An 18,280-nucleotide genomic window follows, 5' to 3' on the forward strand; every position below is an offset into this window, starting at 1 on the left:
CGCGGACAGGGGCCGCTGTGGCAGACATCGATAACCCTCCTGGTCTCCGTCGTCGTGACGCTGTGGCCAGACCTGACTACGTACAGTGTGGGAATGGGAATCGACTTCGCCCGGTCGGACAGATCGCGTCTAGGGATCGAGTGGGAGATCGCCTGTGTGGACCGGCGCAGCGGGGAGCTCGCCCCCGCCGCGCCCGAACTCCTGGCCGCGATCGGTGTGGCGGACGGCTTTCCGCACGTCACGAGCGAACTGCTCACCAACACCGTCGAGATCGTCAGCGCGCCGCACCGGCGCGCCCGTGACGCCGTGGACGACCTCACCCGGCTCGCCCAGCGGGTCAGCGACCTGGCCGAGCCGATGGGCGTCGACCTGATCTCGTCCGGGACCCATCCGTTCAGTCAGTGGTTCCAGCAGCAGGTGACGCCGGGCAAGCCCCGGTACGACACTCTCATCGACCGTACCCGCTGGTGGGGGCGGCAGATGATGATCTGGGGCGTGCACGTGCACGTCGCCGTGGAGGACCGCCGCAAGGTGCTGCCCATCATCGACGGCCTGCTCACCTATCTGCCGCACTTCCAGGCGCTGAGCGCGTCGAGCCCGTTCTGGGCGGGCGAGCGGACCGGTTACGCGTCCAACCGGGCGCTGATGTTCCAGCAACTGCCGACGGCCGGGCTGCCGCCGCAACTGACCGATTGGCCGGCGTACGAGCAACTGGTGGCCGACCTGACGCACACCGGTGTCATCGCGGAGCTGAACGAGCTGCGCTGGGACATCCGCCCCTCGCCGGCGTGGGGCACGATCGAGGTCCGTACGTTCGACGGCATCTCCACCGCCTGGGAGATCGGCGCCATCGCCGCCCTGACGCAGTGCCTGGTCGAGCACTTCTCGGCCGAACTCGACGCCGGCCGTGAGGTACCGAGGCTCCAGCCCTGGTTCGTCCACGAGAACAAATGGCGGGCGGCCCGCTACGGCATGGAGGCGATCATCATCCAGAACGCCGCCGGCGACGAACTGCTGGTCACCAAGGACCTGGAGGAACTGCTGCCGGCCCTGGCGCCGATCGCGGAATCCCTCGGCTGCACGGCCGAACTGGCCAAACTGCGCGACATAGTCGCCGGCGGCGCCAGCTACCAGCGCCAGCTCCGGGTGGCCGACGCGAACGACGGCAGCCTCAAGGCGGTCGTCTCGTCCCTGGTCCGCGAGCTGCGCGAGGGTTGTCCGAGGTGACCGCCCGAGGATCGGCGCCGGTCAGCCGACGGGGCCGGTGGCCAGGGTGACGGTGGCGGTGTGGGACTGACCGGAGACGTCGGTCCAGGTGAGCTTGACCTTGTCGTGGGGGTGGTGGCGGTCCAGCACGGTGGTCAAGGCGGTGGCCGAGGCCACCCTGGTGCCGGCCACCGAGGTGATCACGTCGCCTCGGGTCAGGCCGGCGGTGGCGGCGGGGGAAGCGGCGACGACGCCCAGGACTGCGGGGCCCGTGGTGGCGTAGCTGGCGCTGTCGGTTGTTTCGATGCCGAGGTAGGCGGTGGCGCCGACATGGACCGTGGACGAGGACCGGCCCGCGCGGATCTGGTCGGACAGCTTGACGGCGGTGGCGATGGGGATGGCGTAGCCGGCGTGGCCCGAGGACTGGTAGCTGAAGCCGGCCGAGGCGGCGGTGTCGACACCGATCACCTGGCCGGCGGTGTTCAGCAGCGGGCCGCCGGAGTCGCCGGCCTTGATGTCGGCGTTCACCTGGATGAGGCCGGTCAGCTTCTCCGAGGAACCGGTCGACTCGTCGGAGGCGGTGATCGACTGGCCGAGGGCGGTGACGGCGCCGCCGACCGCGCTCGGGGTGCCTCCCGTGCCGCCGGCGTTGCCGATGGCCACGACCGGGTCGCCGGTCCGCACGGTCGCCGACGAGGCCAGGGTGGCGGTGGCCAGGCCGGAAGCGTTGGAGAGCTGGAGTACGGCGATGTCGGCGCCGCGGTCGTAGCCGACCACGGCGGCCCGGTAGTTCTTGCCGTTGCCGATGTCGGTGACCGTGATGCTGGTGGCGCCGGCGACCACGTGGTTGTTGGTGAGGATGAGGCCGTTCGCGGTGAGCACGATGCCGGTGCCGGTGGCCTCGGCGTTCTGGGCGCCCAGCACCGTGGTGATGTCGACCAGCGCCGGGTCGGCCTTCGCGGCGACCGCGGCCACCTGGCTGGACGTGGCGCCGCCCACGGCCGTAGCGGAACCGGTCGCATCCCCGCCCGAGCCGGACCCGGCCCCGAAGCCGGATCCCGACCCGAAACCGGACCCCGAGTCCGCCCCGGAGCCGAACCCCGGGTCGGAGCCTGAGTCCGCCCCCGATCCGAGGCCGCCGTCGCCGGATCGCGAGTCGCTTCCGGGCGTGAACGGAAGCACGGGGGACGCCGAGGAGGACGGGTGGGCGGACCAGCCCGCCGCGAATCCGCCGCCGGCGGCCACGACGAGGGCGGCCACACCGCCGCCGATCGCCAACGCCAGCCGGTGGTTCGCCCGGCGGCGAGGCGGGGACGGGTGCGGGTAGGGCTGATAGGGCTGGTACTGCTGCCATCCGATGGGCGGGTGGGGGTTGGTCACCGGAGTCTCCCTCTGGGCGAAGCCTCGTTCACCTCCGGTGTAGTGCGGAACTCTATGGGCCCGCTGTGCGGTCGCTGGACGAAGCTTGGAGGTTCAGGCCCGGCTCGACCACGCCGCCCAGAGCTGCGCGTAGCGGCCACCCGCCGCCACCAGATCGGTGTGCGGGCCGTCCTCGACGATTTTGCCGTGTTCCATGACGATGACGCGGTCGGCCGAGGCGGCCTGGGTGAGGCGGTGCGCCACCAGCAGCGCCGTCCGGCCCTCCAGGGCGGCCGTCGCCGCCTGCTCCAGGTCCCGCGCGCCCTCGCTCCCGGCCTCGGCCGTCGCCTCGTCCAGCACCACCACCGGTGGGTCCTGCAGCACCACGCGGGCCAGGGCCAGTTGCTGCGCCCGCGCGGCCGTCAGCTGGTGGCCGCCGTCGCCGACCACCGTGTCCAGGCCGTCCGGCAGTTCCCGGGCCCAGGTCAGGGCGCCCACCCGGTCCAGGGCCGCGGCGACTTCCTCGTCCGTGGCTTCGGGGCGGGCCAGGCGCAGGTCCTCGCTCAGCGGCCCGGCGAACACGTGGGTCTCCTGGCTGACGATCGCGATGGTCTGCGGCGGCAGCTCGCTCACCGGGACGCCGCCCACCGTGACGTACCCCTGGGAAGGTTTGAGGATGCCCGCGGCCAGCGACGCCGCCGTGGTCTTGCCGGCGCCGGTGGAGCCGACCAGCGCCACCCGCTCACCCGGCCCCACCCGCAGCGAGACGCCGCTGAGGACGGGGTCGCAAGCGTAGGCGAAGGTGACGTCGTCGAGTGCGAGTTCCCGTCCCGCCGGCGCCGTCACCGCCGTCCGGCGTTCGATGTCCATGCCGAGCACGCCGACCAGCCGGGCCAGGCTGGCGCCGGCGTCCTGGGCCCGGTCGAAGGTGGCCATCAGCAGCGTGATCGGGCCGAACAGGCGGTGGAACAGCAACGCGGCGGCGGACACCTCACCCACGGACACCAGATCGGCCCGTACGAGCAAGAAGCCCGCCACCAGCACCATGCCCAGCCCCGCCAGTTCGGCCCGGTTGACGCGGCCCACGAAGCGGGTGTAGAAGCCGAACACGGTGATCGAGATGTCCCGGGCCCGGCCGGACGCGGCCGCGATGCCGTCGAGCTGGCGGTCCTCCAGGCGGTAGGCGTGCACCGTGGGCAGGCCCTGCATGCCCTCGACGAACAGCTGCGAGCGGGCGGCGATGGCCACCCGCTCCTCGGCGTACGACGGGGCCGCCCGCGGCAGATACCAGCGCAGGGCGATCACGTAGAGCGGCACCGCGACCGCGCCGGCCAGGCCGAGCCGCCAGTCGATGCCGGCCATCGCGACCAGGGTCAGCCCGGCCAGCAGAACCGCCGAGATCATGCCGGGCAGGACCTCCTTGACGGCCCGGTCGATGGCGGCGATGTCCGCGCTGACCCGGGACAGCAGATCGCCGCGGCCGGCCCGGTCGAGCACCAGCGCGGGCAGCCGCAGCGCGGTGGCGACGGTGCTCTCCCGCAGGTCGGCCAGGATCCGGGAGCCGAGCCGGCCGATCAGGAAGCCGGCCAGCCCGGTCGCGACGCCGCCGACCACGGCCGCGGTCACGATGACCACGGCGACCGGCACTATCGCCCCGGTGTCGCCGCCGGCCCGGATGCGGTCGACCAGCAGGCCCAGCGCGTACGCGGGGGCGATCGAGGCGGCCGCGGCCAGCAACCCGGTGAGCAGGGCGGCGATCGAGGAGGCGAGGCGGGCGCGCAGTTCGCGGCCGAGCCAGGCCCGGCTCTCGCGCGGGCTCGCGACGGGGAGGATCATCGCAGGACCGCCCGCCGGTAGTCCTCGTCGCGCACGCTCAGGTCGGCGTGCCGTCCCTCGGCGGTGACCGTGCCGTCGCCGATGACGACGACCCGGTCGGCCGCGGCCAGCAGGGCCGGGCTGCTGGTGACGACCACGGTGGCGAAACCGGGCCCGTCCCGCAGCTCGCGGATGCCGTCGGCGATGCCCTGCTCGGTCACGGCGTCCACCGCTGTCGTCGGATGGTGCAGCACGAGCAGCGGTGGCCGGGCGTGCAGCGCGCGAGCCAGGGCGAGACGCTGACGCTGGCCGCCGGACAGGTTGGTGCCACGCTCGGTGACCTCCGCGTCGAGGCCCTCCTCGTGGAAGTCGACCGAGGCCGCCCGCAGGGCGTCGTCGAGGCGCCCGCCGCCGCGCAGGTCGATGTTCGCGGCCAGCGTGCCCGTGAACAGGTCGGTCTGGTGCGGCTCGACGTGCAGCAGGCGCCGCGCCTCGTCCCGGTCCACCGTCTCCAGGCGCTCACCGTTCAGGAGAATGGCGCCGTCGTACGCCTCGGGCACGGCCAGCAGGCGCACCAGGGCCTCCGCGTCGGCGGGCCGATGGGCGACCACCCCGACGAACTCACCGGACCGGACGTGCAGGTCGAGGCGGGAGAGGGGTCCGTGGGAGACGTCGTCCAGGCGCAGCTCGTACGGCGTACCGGAAACGGTCTTGGTCCCTTCCCGCAGAATGTGCCCGGCCCCGGTGACCGCGGCGACCCGGTCGGCCGACGCCCGGGCCGTGGCCACCCAGCTCGGCACCACGGCGAGCACCCCGAACGGCTCGATGAGGAACTGAGCCGAACCGATCACGGTGATGAACTGGCCGATGGTGATCCGGCCGGTCAGCGCGAACCAGCCCGCGGTGATCGCGACGCCGCCGGCCAGCAGCATGCTGAGCAGCGAAGAGGCGCCCTGGTACGCGTTCTGGGTGCGGGAGGCGCGCACGGTGGCGGCCAGCGACCGGCGGCTGACGACCCGGTAGCGCTCGGCGGCGGCGTCCTGCCCCTCGATGCCGCGCAGCGGGCGCAGACCGGTGACCAGGTCGGTGGCGAGCGAGGTGGCCTTGCCGGCCTGATCCTGCTGGTCGGCGACGCGGCGCGCGATCAGCGGCGCGGTGAGGTTGAGGGTGGCCAGCACGATCGGCGTCGCGACGAGCACGATCAGCCCGAGCGGCAGCGAGATCACGAGCAGGGTGACGGCGCTGACCGCGGCCGCGACGAAGGCGCTGGTGATCCGCGGGATGTGGTCGAGGAAGTAGGACGTGTACTCGGCGTCGGTGGTGGTGACGGTGAGCAGGTCGCCGGAGCGCTGGTCGGTCCGCAGCCCGCGCGGGTGCAGAATCTTGGCGGCGACCTCGACCCGCAGCTGGTGGCTCTCCTCGGCGATGGCCCGCTGAAGGTTGCGCGCGCCGAAGCGGTAGGAGAGCGCCAGCACGAGATAAACCAGGGCCAGAACCCCGATCCAGGTGGCCAGGGCCGCCCAGTCGCCCCGGCCGACCGCCCGGTCGACGATGACCCCGATCAGCACCGGCACGAGCGCCGCGCACAGCTGGTACAGCCCGGCCAGGGCGGTACCGGTCCAGAGCCGCTTGCCGTTGCGGACGACCGCCCGGCGCAGGATCGCCGTGCCGGGCTTCGCTTTTCTGGACAACCGCCGAGCTCCCTACTCAAAAGATCAAGTAAGGCTAGCCTAAGAGCCCGCGGCCTCGCATAATGCCGGCGTGCGGTGTGACGTGTGTGGGCGGGAGATGGGGCGGCTGCCGAGTGCCGAGCCGCATCAGGAGTGGGCCTGCGGCTGGTGTCATGCGCGGGCCACGGTCTGGGCTGGGCCGGGGGATGTGACGCGGCCGCAGTACGAGCCGGTGGATCGGCGGTGGGAGCGGGCCGACGGGACGGCGGACGGTCTGGTCCACGGGCACGGGTATTTCGGGGCGACGCTCTGCGGCCGGCACCAGCGGGTCACCGCCTCGCCGTACCCGTGGGTTCCGGGGCGGGACGACGCCTGCCCGGACTGCCGGGCCGCGGCGGCCGTCATCGACGAGCGGTGGCCGGCGGCGAAGCGGAACGGCAACCGCGAGCGGCTTCCGCTTTCGCCCGGGTCGGACGCCCCGCCCTTCTAGACGTTCACCCGTCCAGTCGCCGAGCAGGGCCACGGGGGACGTCGCCGTGGCCCTGCTTCTGCCGTCCGCCGCCGTTCTGATCGCCGCCCAGGCGATCAGGGCGAGACGAGACCCCGGGCCGGTACGGCGTGGGCCGGCCAGGCGTACTCCGTGACGGCCCCGCCGCGTACCTCCAGATGGGTCAAGGGGTTGACCGTCGCCTGCCAGATCAGATACGTACCGGCGGGCAGCGCGTCGATGACCGCGCAATAGGTGACGCCGCCGCTGATGTGGCGGGCCCGGACCGCGGCGTGCGTGCGGTGCGCGGGGTCGGCGGCCGGGCTCACCTCGATCTCGTGGCCGTGCCAGCGGGCGTCGGTGTGGATGATCAGGGCGCCGATGTCGCCGCCGATGTCGAGCATCACCGTGCCCTGGCCCGAGGGGGCCATGGTGTGGTGAATGGTGTGGTGATGGGTGTGCGTCATGACGGGTTCGAGAAGCCGTCGAAGGGGGTTCCCAGATAGGGGAACTTCTTCAGCGGCTTGGCGCTCGAGTCCTTGATGCTCAGCCCCTGCTCGACCAGCGCGGCCGCGGCGTCCGGCTTGAAGCCGGCGTCGACCAGCGGCACCGTCGCGCCGGCGATGGCGCGCAGCGAGATGGAGACCACGTCGTCGGCGATGCGGCGGCCGTTGGGGAAGCCGGCCACGTCGCCGCCCAGGACGCCGAACTTGTTCTCCTTCTTGGCCGGCGGGATCGCCGTGTTCAGGCGCAGCATGTCGGCCTGCACGTCACCGGTGTTGTTCTGGAAGCCGTCGATCAGGCCGTCCGGGACACCGGTGAGCAGGATCGCCAGCAGGTCGGCCCGCGGCTTCTTGGTCTTGTTGAGCGCGGCCAGGTTGTCGAACAGGCCCGGGTAGAGCACCGGCAGCAGCGCGCCCAGCTCCGGGGTGGCCACGAAGCCGGCGAAACGCTTGTCCTCGCTCGGCGGCAGGCTGTTCCACTTGTCCTTCTCGGCCATCGGCACGATGACCTCGTTGAACAGCGGGTTGCCGAGCCGGGACACCTGCACCTGCGGGCCGACGGCCACGTCGCCCGACGAGGAGCCGTCGCGGACCTGGACCTGCTGGCGGCTGGCCGACGTCCACACGCCGATGACGGCGCCGGCGTCGCGGCCGCGGACCTTCTTCTTGCCGTCACGGCGTACGAGATGAACCGGAATCTGCAGGGCGATGCTGTGCACGTTCGTCTTGTCGGTGGCGTTCACCGCCTTGCCGGCGTAGTTGAACAGCTGCTGGCCGACCAGGTGCTTGTCCTGGAACGGGCGCAGCGTGCCCAGGTCGAAGATGGCGCCCAGGTCGACGAAGAAGGCGTCGGCCCGCTGGCCGGCGAAGACCTTCTCACCGGTCTTGAGCTTGTGCACGGCGTCCTCGGCCAGGGCGTCGTAGTCGGCGATCGAGACCTTGCCGACGTTGCAGGGCGGGCAGGGCAGCTTATTGGCCAGCACCGTGCTCTTGCCGTGCTTGTCGACCTTGGTCACCGAGTAGAACTGGCGGCGGTTCCAGTTCTCGCTGTCCAGCGACTCGATGGGGCCGGTGTTGTAGAGGAACGTCTTGTTGTTGCGCAGCTCGGTGCGGAACCGGAACTCGTACGTCACCTCGGCCCGGGCGTCGCCGTCGGCGTCGATGTGGATCGCGTAGACGACGTCGTCGCCGAACTCGAAGAAGTTCGGGCCACTGGCCGGAAGCTGCAGCGGCACGTAGTTGGCGATCAGGGTGACCGTGTCCGGGTCGTCGGGGCTGACGAAGGCGTACAGGTCGGAGCTGTCGGCCACCGGATCCTTGCTGATCTCCGGCGCCTCGCGGTGTGAAGACATCTGGGATCCCCTTAGCGAGAAGCGGCTTTGAGCAGGCTGGCGACGAGCTTCTTGTCGGTGATCGTCTTCAGCTTCTGGCCGGAGAAGACGTCGATGGTGCCCTTCTTGGCGTCCCGGATCGAGATGACCAGCGGGGATCCGTCACCGGCCGGCTCGTTCTCACCGGCGAGGCTCAGCCCGGCGACCGAGGCCGCCGAGACGCCGACGCCGGTCGCGGCGAGGGCGAGGACTCGGCGGCGGGACAACCAGGTGTGTCCCGGCGCGCGGTAGCGAGAGCGGCTCATGCTTGACCTTTCGTAGGACCGGAATCTCCAGGCGATGCATGTCGACGCCGGTCAGTACGTGATCCACCCCGCGCAGGGTTCAACCGGAGCGCTCCCAAAAAATCACCGAGCCATCTCCGGGCTCATCATCTCCGGCTCGAAGCTCAGGGTGGCGAAGTAGTCGTCGTCCGTCTCGGCCCGGCGGATCAGCTCGACCGAGCCGTCCGCGTGCAGCAGCAGCTCCTTCGGCCGCAGCCTCCCGTTGTAGACCGACGCCATCGCGTGGGCGTGAGCGCCGGTGTCGTGCACGATCAGCAGGTCGCCCTCGGCCACCGGCGGCAGGTCCCGCTGGACGGCCAGCCGGTCGATGTTGGTGCACAGCGAGCCGACGACGTCGACCGTCTCGACCGGCCCGTCGGCGAACGGGGCGGTCACGTGGTGGTAGACGCCGTCGTACACGACCGAGCGCAGCAGCGCGTTCACCGTGCTGTCCACGCCGGCCACCTCGCGGTACTTCGACATCCGGTTGACCACCCGGGTCACCAGCACGCCGTGCGGCCCGGTCATGTAGCGGCCGTTCTCGAAGCAGATCCGCGGCCGGAAACCGGCCGGCCAGGCGCCGACGCGGTCACGGACGGCGGCGGCCAGCGCGGTGAGATCGAGGGGCGTCTCGCCCGGCCGGTAGGGGATGCCCATGCCGCCGCCGACGTTCAGCAGGGCGACCTCGACGCTGAGCCGCAACGCCTGCGCGGTGAGCAGATCAAGGGCGAAGAGCGTGGGTTCCGGCGTACGGAAATTCGCCGCGATCATCATGTGCAGACCCACCGCCCGTACGCCGTGGTGTGCCGCCTTGGCGACGACCGCGGCCAGCCGTTCCACGGGGATGCCGAACTTGGCCGCCTGGGGATGGCCGAAGAGCTCGGCGTCGAAGTCGGGCGCCAGCGGGCCCGGATTGATCCGGAAACCGAGCGCGGACGGCACGGCGTTGGCGGCGATCAGCTTGTCCAGCACGACCTCGTCGTCGACCGTGACGAAGGCGCCCGCCTCCAGCGCCGCCAGCAGCTCGGCCGTGGTGGTGTTGTTGGACGTGAAGAAGAGCTCGCCCGTGGTGGCCCGCGCGAGCTCGATCTCCGGCAGCGAACTGCAGTCGAAGCCGAAACCGTGCGCGGCCAGCCGCCGCAGAATCGTGGGATTGGGCAGCGCCTTGACCGCGAAGTACTCGCGGCAGTCCATTCCGGCGAAGGCCTCGGTGAACGCCGTCGCGGTCCGGTCGATGCCGGCCGCGTCGTAGAGGTAGAACGGCGTACCGAACCGTTCGGCGATCCGCGGCAGAACGGCGCGCAGGCGCCGGTCGAAATCGTCACTCATCGGCATGGTGGGGTGTCTTTCGGTTCTCAGGCCGCGGTGACGGCGTGCGTGGGCACGTCGAATCCGTGGACGGTCATCCAGTCGTCGTTGAAGATCTTGGTGAGGTAGCCGCGGCCGCCGTCGGGCAGAAGCACCACCACCACGTCGGAGGGGCTCAGCCGCTCGGCCACCCGCAGGGCGGCCACCATGGCGGCGCCGCTCGACCCGCCGACCAGCAGCCCCTCGTCGCGGGCGAGCCGCCGGGTCATCGCGAACGTCTCGGCGTCGGACACCGAGACGATCTCGTCCGGCACCGCCGGATCGTGGGTGAGCGGGAAGAAGTCCTGCCCGATCCCCTCGACCAGGTAGCCCTGCCCGTTGCCGCCGGCGTAGACGGAACCCTCCGGGGCGGCGCCGATCACCCGGACCGGCCCCATCCGCTTGAGGAACCGGCCGGTGCCGTTGAGCGTCCCGCCGGTGCCCAGCCCGGTCACGAAGTGGGTGACCCGCCCGTCGGTGTCCCGCCAGATCTCCGGCCCGGTCGTCGCGGCGTGGCTGGCCGGCCCGTCCGGGTTGGTGTACTGGTCGGGTTTCCAGGCCCCGTCGATCTCGGCGGCCAGGCGGTCGGAGACCGAGTGGTACGAGTCGGGGTGCTCCCGGGGGACGGTCGAGGGGCAGATCACGACCTCGGCCCCGTACGCCCGCAGGACGTCCCGCTTGTCCTGGCTGACCCGGTCCGGGCAGACGAAGACGCAGCGGTATCCCTTGCCGTGCGCGGCCAGCGCCAGCCCGGCCCCCGTGTTGCCGGAGGTCGGCTCGACGATCGTGCCGCCGGGCCGCAGCCGCCCGTCCCGCTCGGCCGCCTCGATCATCCGGATCGCGACCCGGTCCTTCACCGACCCGCCCGGGTTCAGGTATTCGACCTTGGCCAGCACGGTCGGCGCGACGTGCGCGGCCACCCGTTGCACCCGCACCAGCGGCGTGTTTCCGATGAGTTCGACGATCGAGGAGGCAAAACGCATGCGGTGCATCGTCACACGCCTTTTTCGAACACGCGCCGAAACCGAGTGACACTTCGTCATTGATAAATGACATGTTCACTAATGATTATGAACTTCCCATTACCCATAGGCTTTGCGCCGCCGATGACCAGTGCTTTCTTGGCGTGCGGGCGAAACGGTCCCACGTCAGGTGAATTCAGGACCTGATCATCCGCCGTTAATTCCGGTGTCCACTTTGTTTCCGAGGGTGTCGCGCATGCCTTTCGCCCACTCGCCGGAACCCGCCCGGGATCCGCTCACCCTCATCGCCGCCCAGGCCCGCCGGCGCCCGGACGCCCCCGCCCTCACCGACGGCGCCGGCTCCGTCAGCTACGCCGAGCTGCTGTCCCGGGCCGCCGCCGTAGCCACCCAGCTGCGCGAGTCGGGGGTCATCGAGGGTGACCTGGTAGGCCTGTCCCTGCCCCGGGGCCGCGACGCCGTCATCGCCATGCTGGGCATCCTCGCGGCGGGCGCCGGCTACGTACCCCTGGATCCGTCGTACCCACGGTCCCGCTTGGCCGCGATGGTCTCGGACGCCGCCCCACGCCTGATCCTGGGCAACCCCATCCCGCCGAACCCCGGCCCGCGGACGTTGCCCTTCCCCGCGGACCAACCCACCGGTTCTGGGGCTGAGGCGCCGGCGTATGCGATTTTCACGTCGGGGTCCACGGGGCGGCCCAAGGCGGTGCTTGTGCCGCGGCGGGCGCTGGCGGCCTTCTGCACGGCGGCGGGTGAGCGGTATGGCGTGACCGCGGAGGATCGGTGGCTGCACTTCGCGCCGATCAGCTTCGACGCCAGCGTCGAGGAGATCTTCGTGCCGCTCAGCGTGGGCGCCACCGTGGTGATCCGGGACGACGAGATGATCAGCCGGCCCGAGCTGTTTCTGCGGCGCTGCGCCGAGCTGGGCGTGACCGTGCTCGACCTGCCCACCTCGTACTGGCTGGAAGTGCTCGGCGCCCTCACCCGCGGCGAGGTGCCGCTGCCGCCGGCGGTCCACACGGTCATCATCGGCGGTGAGGCCGTCTCGGTGTCGGCGGTGCGTGAATGGCAGCGCGTGGCCGGGGACAGCGTGCGGCTGCTCAACACCTACGGCCCGACCGAAACCACTGTCGTGGTGACCGTGGCCGACCTGACCACCTGGGCCGGCGACGGCCCGGTGCCGATCGGGCACCCGCTGACCGGCGTGCGCTGCCGCGTGCTCGACCGCGACGGCGTCCCGGCCGACGAGGGCGAACTGCACATCGGCGGCCCGTTCGTGGCCACCGGATATCTGCACCGCCCCGAGCTGACGGCCGAGCGTTTCCCGAACGGCGAATACCGTACCGGCGACCGCGTACGGCGCGGGCGCGACGGCCAACTGGAGTATCTGGGCCGCGTCGACCGCCAGCTGAAGATCCGCGGGTTCCGCGTCGAGCCCGGCGAGGTCGAGGCCGCCCTGCGCCGCCTGCCCGGCATCACCGACGCCGTGGTGCTGGGCGACGGCGACCGCCTGGTGGCGCATCTGCTGACCACGGCCGACGACATCTCCTCCGTGCGGGAAACGCTCTCCGCCGATCTGCCCCCGCACCTGCTCCCCTCGGCCTTCATCCGGCACGCGGCCTTCCCCCGCACGCCGCAGGGAAAGACCGATCGCCAGGCGCTGGCCGCCGCGAACCCTCCCGCACCGGCCGGCGACTCCGAACCCGTCACGGGCGGTACGGTGGATGCCGGCTCCCGCTCGGTCGTGGGCCTCGCGGACGCCGTCGCGCGGCTGTGGCGGCGGCTGCTTCCGGGCGAGGCGGACGACTTCTTCGCCGCGGGTGGCGACTCGCTGGTCGCCGTGCGCCTTCTCGGCGCGCTGCACCGGGAGACCGGTGTTGCGCTGACGCTCAGCGACCTCTACGCCGCGCCCACACTGACCGAGCTGACCGCCGCGGCCACGTCGAGCGCCGCGCCCGCGTCGAGCGCCGCGCCCGCATCGAGCGCCGCGCCGACGCCGCGTGCCGGCGGGCTCGCGCCGACGGGTGCGGCGGGAAGCGGTCGGCGCGCTGCGGACGCCGAGCCGGGTGTGTGGGATGTGGCGGTGCCGTTGCCGTTGACGCCGCTTCAGCGGGAATTCTGGATCGCCGAGCAGATCGGTGCCGGTCGTCCCGTGCACACGCTCCGGATCCGGTACCGGTTCGACGAAGCGGTGCGGCGCGATCTTCTGCGGCCGGCCCTCGACGAGATGGTCCGCCGGCACCCGATGCTGCGGGCGCGGGTGGCGACGATCGGCGACGATCCGCATTTCGTGTTCGAGGACGACGTTGCCATTCCGCTGGTCGAGGGCGAGGCGGTGGAGCCGTTCGACCTGAGCGTGGCGCCGCTGGCCCGGGTGCGCGTCCAGGGCTCGGAACTGCTGTTGGCCGTACACCACCTGGTCTTCGACGGGTGGTCGGCGGGGCTCTTCGGGGCCGAACTCGCCGAGATCTATCGGGCGCTGCGCGACGGGCGGAGTCCGGCCGGCGGAACGGTTCCGCTGCCGGGGCCGCCGGTTCAGCCCGCGGCTACCGGCTATTGGCGGGAGCGGCTCGACGGGGTGGACCTGAGCGCCGAGCTGCCGACCGACCGGCCGCGGCCGCAGGCGCCGGTCTACACCGCCGCGCGGCTCTCCCGGGCACTCGACCTCGACGAGGTCGCGGGGTGGCGTGACTTCGCGCGGGAGCAGCGGTCGAGCCTGTTCGTTCTGCTGCTCGCGGGGCTTCAGACGTTGCTGTACCGGTACACCGGCAAGCAGGACGTGACCGTGCTGGCGACCGTGGCCGGGCGGACCCGGCCGGCGCTGGAGGACCACATCGGCATGGCCATCAACGTGATTCCGGTGCGGGGTGCCGTTCCGGGCGGGCTGAGCTTCCGGGAGCTGGTCTCGCGTACGGGAAACGCCTTCGCCTCCGACCTCGAGCACCAGGACGTCGCCTATCCCGACATCCTCGCGGCGGCCGGGCGGCGCAACCTCAACGGAGGCAACGGGCTCGGGCCGGTCGTGCTCATCGTGCACAACACGCCGCTCGGTGACTCGGCGGAGCTGCGCTACCTCGGCGATGCTGGGCCGAGCACGACGATGGACCACCTGACGATCGGGCTCGACCTGTCGGCCGAGGGCGCCACCCTGAACGTCGACTACGCCACCGAGCTCTACGACTCCGAGCGGATCGAGGCGCTGACCCGGCACCTGCTCGCCCTGGTCGGCGCCGGTACCCGTGAGGCGGAGACGGCGGTCTCGCACCTGCCGATGCTGGGCGAGGACGAGCGCGACCTCATTCTGCGGCAGTGGAACGACACCGGGTTCGAGCTGACCGGCGAGGTCGCCGTCCAGCAGTTCCTCGAGCACATCGCCGCCACCACACCGGGCGCGCCCGCGCTGACCCACCTCGGTGAGACGATCGACTACCGGGAGCTCAACGGCCGTGCCAACAAGGTGGCCTGGGCGCTGCGCGCGCGGGGCGTGGAACCGGGCGACCGGGTCGCGATCTGTCTCGACCGGGGCCTCGAACTGTTCGTCGCCATGTGGGGTGTGCTGAAGGCCGGCGCGGCGTACGTGCCGCTCGATCCGGCGTACCCGGAGGATCGGCTGCGTTACATGCTGGCCGACAGCCGGTCCCGCATTCTGGTGGCGTGGGACGACAACGCCGTACTGGATGGCGCCGAGGTGCTGGATCCACGCCGTACCAGCGAATTCGCCGATACGGACCCGCCGCTCGTCACCACCCGCACCGATCCCGCGTACGTCATGTACACCTCGGGTTCGACCGGGCGGGCCAAGGGTGTCGTCGTCAGCCACGGCAACCTCGTGCACGCCGTGCGGATGTGGCAGCGCGCCTACGATCTGCGTCCGGAGTGGACGTACCAGCAGCAGGCCAGTTTCTCGTTCGACATGTTCGTCTGCGAGACCTTCCGGGCGCTGTGCACGGGCGGGCGGCTCGTGGTGGTCCCGCGTGAGACGTTGCTCGACCCGGCGGCCTTCTACGGCCTGATGCGTACCGAGCGGGTCGAGTGCACCGAGATCGTGCCGGCGGTCCTGCGGATGCTGCTCGACCACGTCGAGGACACCGGCGCCGACCTGAGCTTCGTGCGGCTGCTGATCTGCGGCGGCGAGAAGTGGCACGTGGGGGAGTTCCGGCGCGCGCGGGCGCTCGCCGGGCGGGTCGTCAACGCCTACGGCGTCACCGAGGCGACGGCCGACAGTTCCTTCTTCGAGGGCGACGTCTCCCACCTGCCGGCCGAGGCGCCCCTGCCGATCGGGCGGCCGTTCCCCAATTGCCGGGTGTACGTCCTGGACCAGCACCGCCAGCCGGTGCCGCCCGGCGTCGTCGGGGAGCTCTATCTGGGCGGCCTGGCCGTCGCCACCGGCTACTTCGACCGTCCCGAGCTGACCGCCGAGCGTTTCGTGGCCGATCCGTTCGCGGGTGGCGGCGCGCGCATGTACAAGTCCGGCGACGCCGCCCGCTACCACCGCGACGGCCTGATCGACTTCCTCGGCCGCCTCGACGACCAGGTGAAGATCAACGGCTACCGGGTGGAGTTGGGCGAGGTGGAGGCGGCCCTCGGCGCGCTGCCGGGCGTGGCCGCCTGCGCGGCCGCGGTGCATCCGGGCGCCTCCGGCCTGACCCAGCTCATCGGCTACGTGGTTCCGCGGGCCGGAGAGGCATGGACCGAACAGGACGTACGGGACGCTCTGGCCAAGGTGCTGCCCACCCACATGGTGCCGGCCCGGGTCGTGTTCCTGGACGCCCTGCCGCTCAGCCCCAACGGCAAGACCGACCGCACGAGGCTGCCGGTGCCCGCGGAGGACCCCACGCGCCGGCCGGCCGCAGCCCGCACGCCCACCGAGAAGCGCCTCGCCGCCGCCTGGCGGGAGACGCTCGGCCTGGACGAGCTCGGCATCGACGACAACTTCTTCGCCGTCGGTGGTGACTCCTTCGCGGCGGTCAAGCTGGTGCGGCGCATCGATCCGGCGCCCGCCCTCGTCGACCTCTATCAACATCCGACGGTACGGGCCCTGGCCGCGCTCCTCGACGAACGGCACGGCGCCGTCTCGGCCGAAACCGAGGGCCGGCCGCTCCTCTACCGGCTGACGGGGCACGACGCCTCGCCGGGCGGACGGACCGTGGTGGCCGTGCCGTACTCGGGTGGCAGCGCCATCGCCTACCAGCCGTTGGCCGACGTGCTGCCGCCGGAATGGGCGCTGCACGCGGTCGAACTGCCCGGCCACGACCGCAACCGGCCGTTCGAACCGTTCGAACCGGCGTCCCGGGTGGCCGAGCGGGTGGTGGCCGAGATGAAGAACCTGTCCGGGCCGCTCGTGCTCTACGGCCACTGCCTCAGCGTCGCCATCACCGTCGAGATCGCCCGGCAGGCCGAGGCGGCCGGGCTCGACCTGGCCGGGGTGGGCCTGGGCGCGGGCCTGCCCACGGCCCGGCTCACCGGGCCGGTCCTCGACTGGTTCACCCGGCTGCAGCGGATGGGCTCGAAGCGTGAGTACATCGAATACCTGCGCGGGCGCGGCGGTTTCACCGACGTCGACGATCCGGCGGAACAGGCTTTCGTGGTCCGCAACGTCAAGCACGACGAGCGGGACGCCGAGGAGTACTTCACGGCGGCCTATCGCGGCACGCCCGCGCCGCTGCTGAAGGCGCCCGTGGTCAGCGTGATCGGCGAGCGCGACCGGGTCACCGACCACTATCAGGAGCGCTATCACGAATGGGAGCACTTCGCGTCCGACGTGGACCTCGAAGTGCTGCCCAACGCCGGTCACTTCTTCATCAAGTCGCACGCCACCGAACTGGCCGCGGTTCTGACCGGCCTGGGCTCCCCGAAGCCGCCGGCCGGCGAGGAACCGCCCGCGCCGAAGGCCGCCGCCGAGCCGAGCGTGAAACGGTTCGGGGTCGTCGCCCTCGGGCAGTTCGTGTCGCTCGTCGGCAGCGGGCTGAGCTCGCTCGTGCTGAGCATCTGGGTCTACCAGCGGACCGGGTCGCTGACCCAGTTCGCGGTGCTCAGCGCCATCGGCCTGCTGCCCGGCATCCTGGCCGGGCCGCTCGCCGGCGCGGTGGCCGACCGGTGGGACCGGCGGCGGGTGATGTTGGCGAGCGACATGACCGCGGCGCTCGCCATGGGCGCCGTCGTCGCCGTGATGCTCGCGGGCACCGTACAGGAATGGCATCTGTATCTGGCCGTTTCCGTCACCTCCCTGGCCGGCGCCTTCCAGCGCCCGGCCTATCTGGCGGCCGTCGCCCAGCTGGTGCCCAAGCGCTACCTGGGCCACGCGGTCGGCATCACCCAGCTCGGCGTCGCGGCCGGCACCACGTTCGCCCCGATGATCGGCGCGGCGCTGTTCGGCGTCGTCGGCCTGACCGGAGTCCTGCTCATCGACGTCGCGTCGTTCCTCACCGGCGTGCTCACCCTGCTGTGGGTGCGCTTCCCGGACCGCCTGTGGCGGCGACGGGAAGAGTCCTTCCGTACGGAGGTGACAGCCGGCTGGCGCTATCTCAGCCGCCGTCCCGGCCTGCGCGCGGTCCTGCGCTACTTCGTCGTCGACCATGTCCTCTACACGCTCGGCTTCGCCGTCATCACCCCGCTGCTGCTCATCGAGCACTCGCCGCCGGCGCTGGGCGCGGTGCTCAGCGCGGGCGGCGTCGGCGGCCTGGCCGGCGCCCTGGCCATGACCCTGTGGGGCGGCACGGCCCGTCGGGCCAGCGGCATGATCGTCTTCATGGGCGTGTCCAGCCTCGGCATGACGGTCATCGGCGCCGGAAGCAGCGTCACGACGGCGGTGGTGGGCATGTTCCTGCTGACGTTCGGCGAGGTGCTGGCCGAGTCGCACTGGATCGCGGTGGTGCAGAACAAGGTCGGCTTCGACCTGCAGGGCCGCGTCCTGGCCGTCTTCCTGACCCTGATGATGCTGACGATGCCGGTCGGCTACCTCATCGTGGGCCCGCTGGCCGAACGCTACATCGAGCCGCTGCTCGCCCCGGGCGGCGCGCTGGCCGGTTCGGTCGGTTCGTTCTTCGGCACGGGCGAGGGCCGCAGCCTGGCCCTGCTGGTCTTCGTCAGCGGCCTGCTCCAGATCGCCTGGTGCGTCCGGGGCTGGTACGACCGCCGAGTCCACTTCGTCGAGGACTCGCTACCCGACGCCCTGCCCCCGGCCGAGGTCGGCGACCGCGACACCCTGCAACGCCAGGCCGACGAGCTCCTCGAAACCTCACGGTCCTGACGAAGCCCCG

10 protein-coding genes and 1 pseudogene are annotated in these 18,280 nt (G+C 71.7%); 3 read left to right on the forward strand and 8 right to left on the reverse strand.

The window, feature by feature from the left end; translation table 11 throughout:
- Positions 1 to 93: 93 nt before the first annotated feature.
- Positions 94 to 1,227, forward strand: coding sequence for a glutamate--cysteine ligase (locus ACGFJ7_RS22065; protein ID WP_392643467.1), 1,134 nt, complete (start codon positions 94 to 96; stop codon positions 1,225 to 1,227).
- A 21-nt stretch (positions 1,228 to 1,248) separates the two neighbouring features.
- On the opposite strand, the gene ACGFJ7_RS22070 is transcribed toward ACGFJ7_RS22065, so the two are convergent.
- The 3 genes from ACGFJ7_RS22070 to ACGFJ7_RS22080 form a co-directional block, all read right to left on the reverse strand.
- Entirely contained in the window at positions 1,249 to 2,586 is a 1,338-nt protein-coding gene (locus ACGFJ7_RS22070; protein WP_392643469.1) for a S1C family serine protease, read from the reverse strand.
- Between the two features lie 93 nt (positions 2,587 to 2,679).
- Positions 2,680 to 4,401, reverse strand: coding sequence for an ABC transporter ATP-binding protein (locus ACGFJ7_RS22075; RefSeq protein WP_392643470.1), 1,722 nt, complete (start codon positions 4,399 to 4,401; stop codon positions 2,680 to 2,682).
- Entirely contained in the window at positions 4,398 to 6,071 is a 1,674-nt protein-coding gene (locus ACGFJ7_RS22080) for an ABC transporter ATP-binding protein (RefSeq protein WP_392643472.1), read from the reverse strand. Before ACGFJ7_RS22080 ends, ACGFJ7_RS22075 begins: the two co-directional genes overlap by 4 nt.
- A gap of 70 nt (positions 6,072 to 6,141) precedes the next feature.
- Between ACGFJ7_RS22080 and ACGFJ7_RS22085 the strand changes: the two genes are divergently transcribed.
- Positions 6,142 to 6,540 (forward strand): hypothetical protein, encoded by a 399-nt coding sequence (locus ACGFJ7_RS22085; protein ID WP_360256502.1) that lies wholly within the window; start codon positions 6,142 to 6,144, stop codon positions 6,538 to 6,540.
- 95 nt (positions 6,541 to 6,635) lie between these two features.
- Here ACGFJ7_RS22085 and ACGFJ7_RS22090 read toward each other — a convergent pair whose 3' ends face one another.
- From ACGFJ7_RS22090 to ACGFJ7_RS22110, 5 genes and pseudogenes are all read right to left on the reverse strand, one after another.
- Entirely contained in the window at positions 6,636 to 7,004 is a 369-nt protein-coding gene (locus ACGFJ7_RS22090; RefSeq protein WP_360256504.1) for a phospholipase, read from the reverse strand.
- Positions 7,001 to 8,392: a DUF4331 domain-containing protein gene (locus ACGFJ7_RS22095; protein ID WP_360256507.1), complete on the reverse strand. Its 1,392-nt coding sequence runs from the start codon at positions 8,390 to 8,392 to the stop codon at positions 7,001 to 7,003. The genes ACGFJ7_RS22090 and ACGFJ7_RS22095 overlap by 4 nt, the downstream gene beginning before the upstream one ends.
- An 11-nt stretch (positions 8,393 to 8,403) precedes the next feature.
- A complete protein-coding gene (locus tag ACGFJ7_RS22100; protein ID WP_360256510.1) occupies positions 8,404 to 8,676 on the reverse strand; it encodes a hypothetical protein in 273 nt (90 codons plus the stop codon).
- Positions 8,677 to 8,778: 102 nt separating this feature from the next.
- Positions 8,779 to 10,023 carry a diaminopimelate decarboxylase family protein gene (locus ACGFJ7_RS22105; RefSeq protein WP_392643474.1) on the reverse strand — a complete coding sequence of 415 codons (1,245 nt, stop codon included), beginning with the start codon at positions 10,021 to 10,023 and terminating at the stop codon, positions 8,779 to 8,781.
- Positions 10,024 to 10,052: 29 nt separating this feature from the next.
- A pseudogene (locus tag ACGFJ7_RS22110) lies at positions 10,053 to 11,024 on the reverse strand (pyridoxal-phosphate dependent enzyme); the annotation flags it as partial.
- Between the two features lie 235 nt (positions 11,025 to 11,259).
- Between ACGFJ7_RS22110 and ACGFJ7_RS22115 the strand changes: the two are divergent.
- Positions 11,260 to 18,270: an amino acid adenylation domain-containing protein gene (locus ACGFJ7_RS22115; protein WP_392643476.1), complete on the forward strand. Its 7,011-nt coding sequence runs from the start codon at positions 11,260 to 11,262 to the stop codon at positions 18,268 to 18,270.
- Positions 18,271 to 18,280 lie beyond the last annotated feature (10 nt).

Source organism: Actinoplanes sp. NPDC048988, from assembly GCF_043197815.1.
GTDB lineage: Bacteria > Actinomycetota > Actinomycetes > Mycobacteriales > Micromonosporaceae > Actinoplanes.

What these genes read in the sequence shown, in the direction of transcription:
- ACGFJ7_RS22065 (WP_392643467.1), top strand. Translation starts at nt 94, where the DNA reads ATGGGAATCGACTTCGCCCGGTCGGACAGATCGCGTCTAGGGATCGAG.
- ACGFJ7_RS22075 (WP_392643470.1), bottom strand. Translation starts at nt 4,401, where the DNA reads ATGATCCTCCCCGTCGCGAGCCCGCGCGAGAGCCGGGCCTGGCTCGGC.
- ACGFJ7_RS22090 (WP_360256504.1), bottom strand. Translation starts at nt 7,004, where the DNA reads ATGACGCACACCCATCACCACACCATTCACCACACCATGGCCCCCTCG.
- ACGFJ7_RS22095 (WP_360256507.1), bottom strand. Translation starts at nt 8,392, where the DNA reads ATGTCTTCACACCGCGAGGCGCCGGAGATCAGCAAGGATCCGGTGGCC.
- ACGFJ7_RS22100 (WP_360256510.1), bottom strand. Translation starts at nt 8,676, where the DNA reads ATGAGCCGCTCTCGCTACCGCGCGCCGGGACACACCTGGTTGTCCCGC.
- ACGFJ7_RS22105 (WP_392643474.1), bottom strand. Translation starts at nt 10,023, where the DNA reads ATGAGTGACGATTTCGACCGGCGCCTGCGCGCCGTTCTGCCGCGGATC.
- ACGFJ7_RS22115 (WP_392643476.1), top strand. Translation starts at nt 11,260, where the DNA reads ATGCCTTTCGCCCACTCGCCGGAACCCGCCCGGGATCCGCTCACCCTC.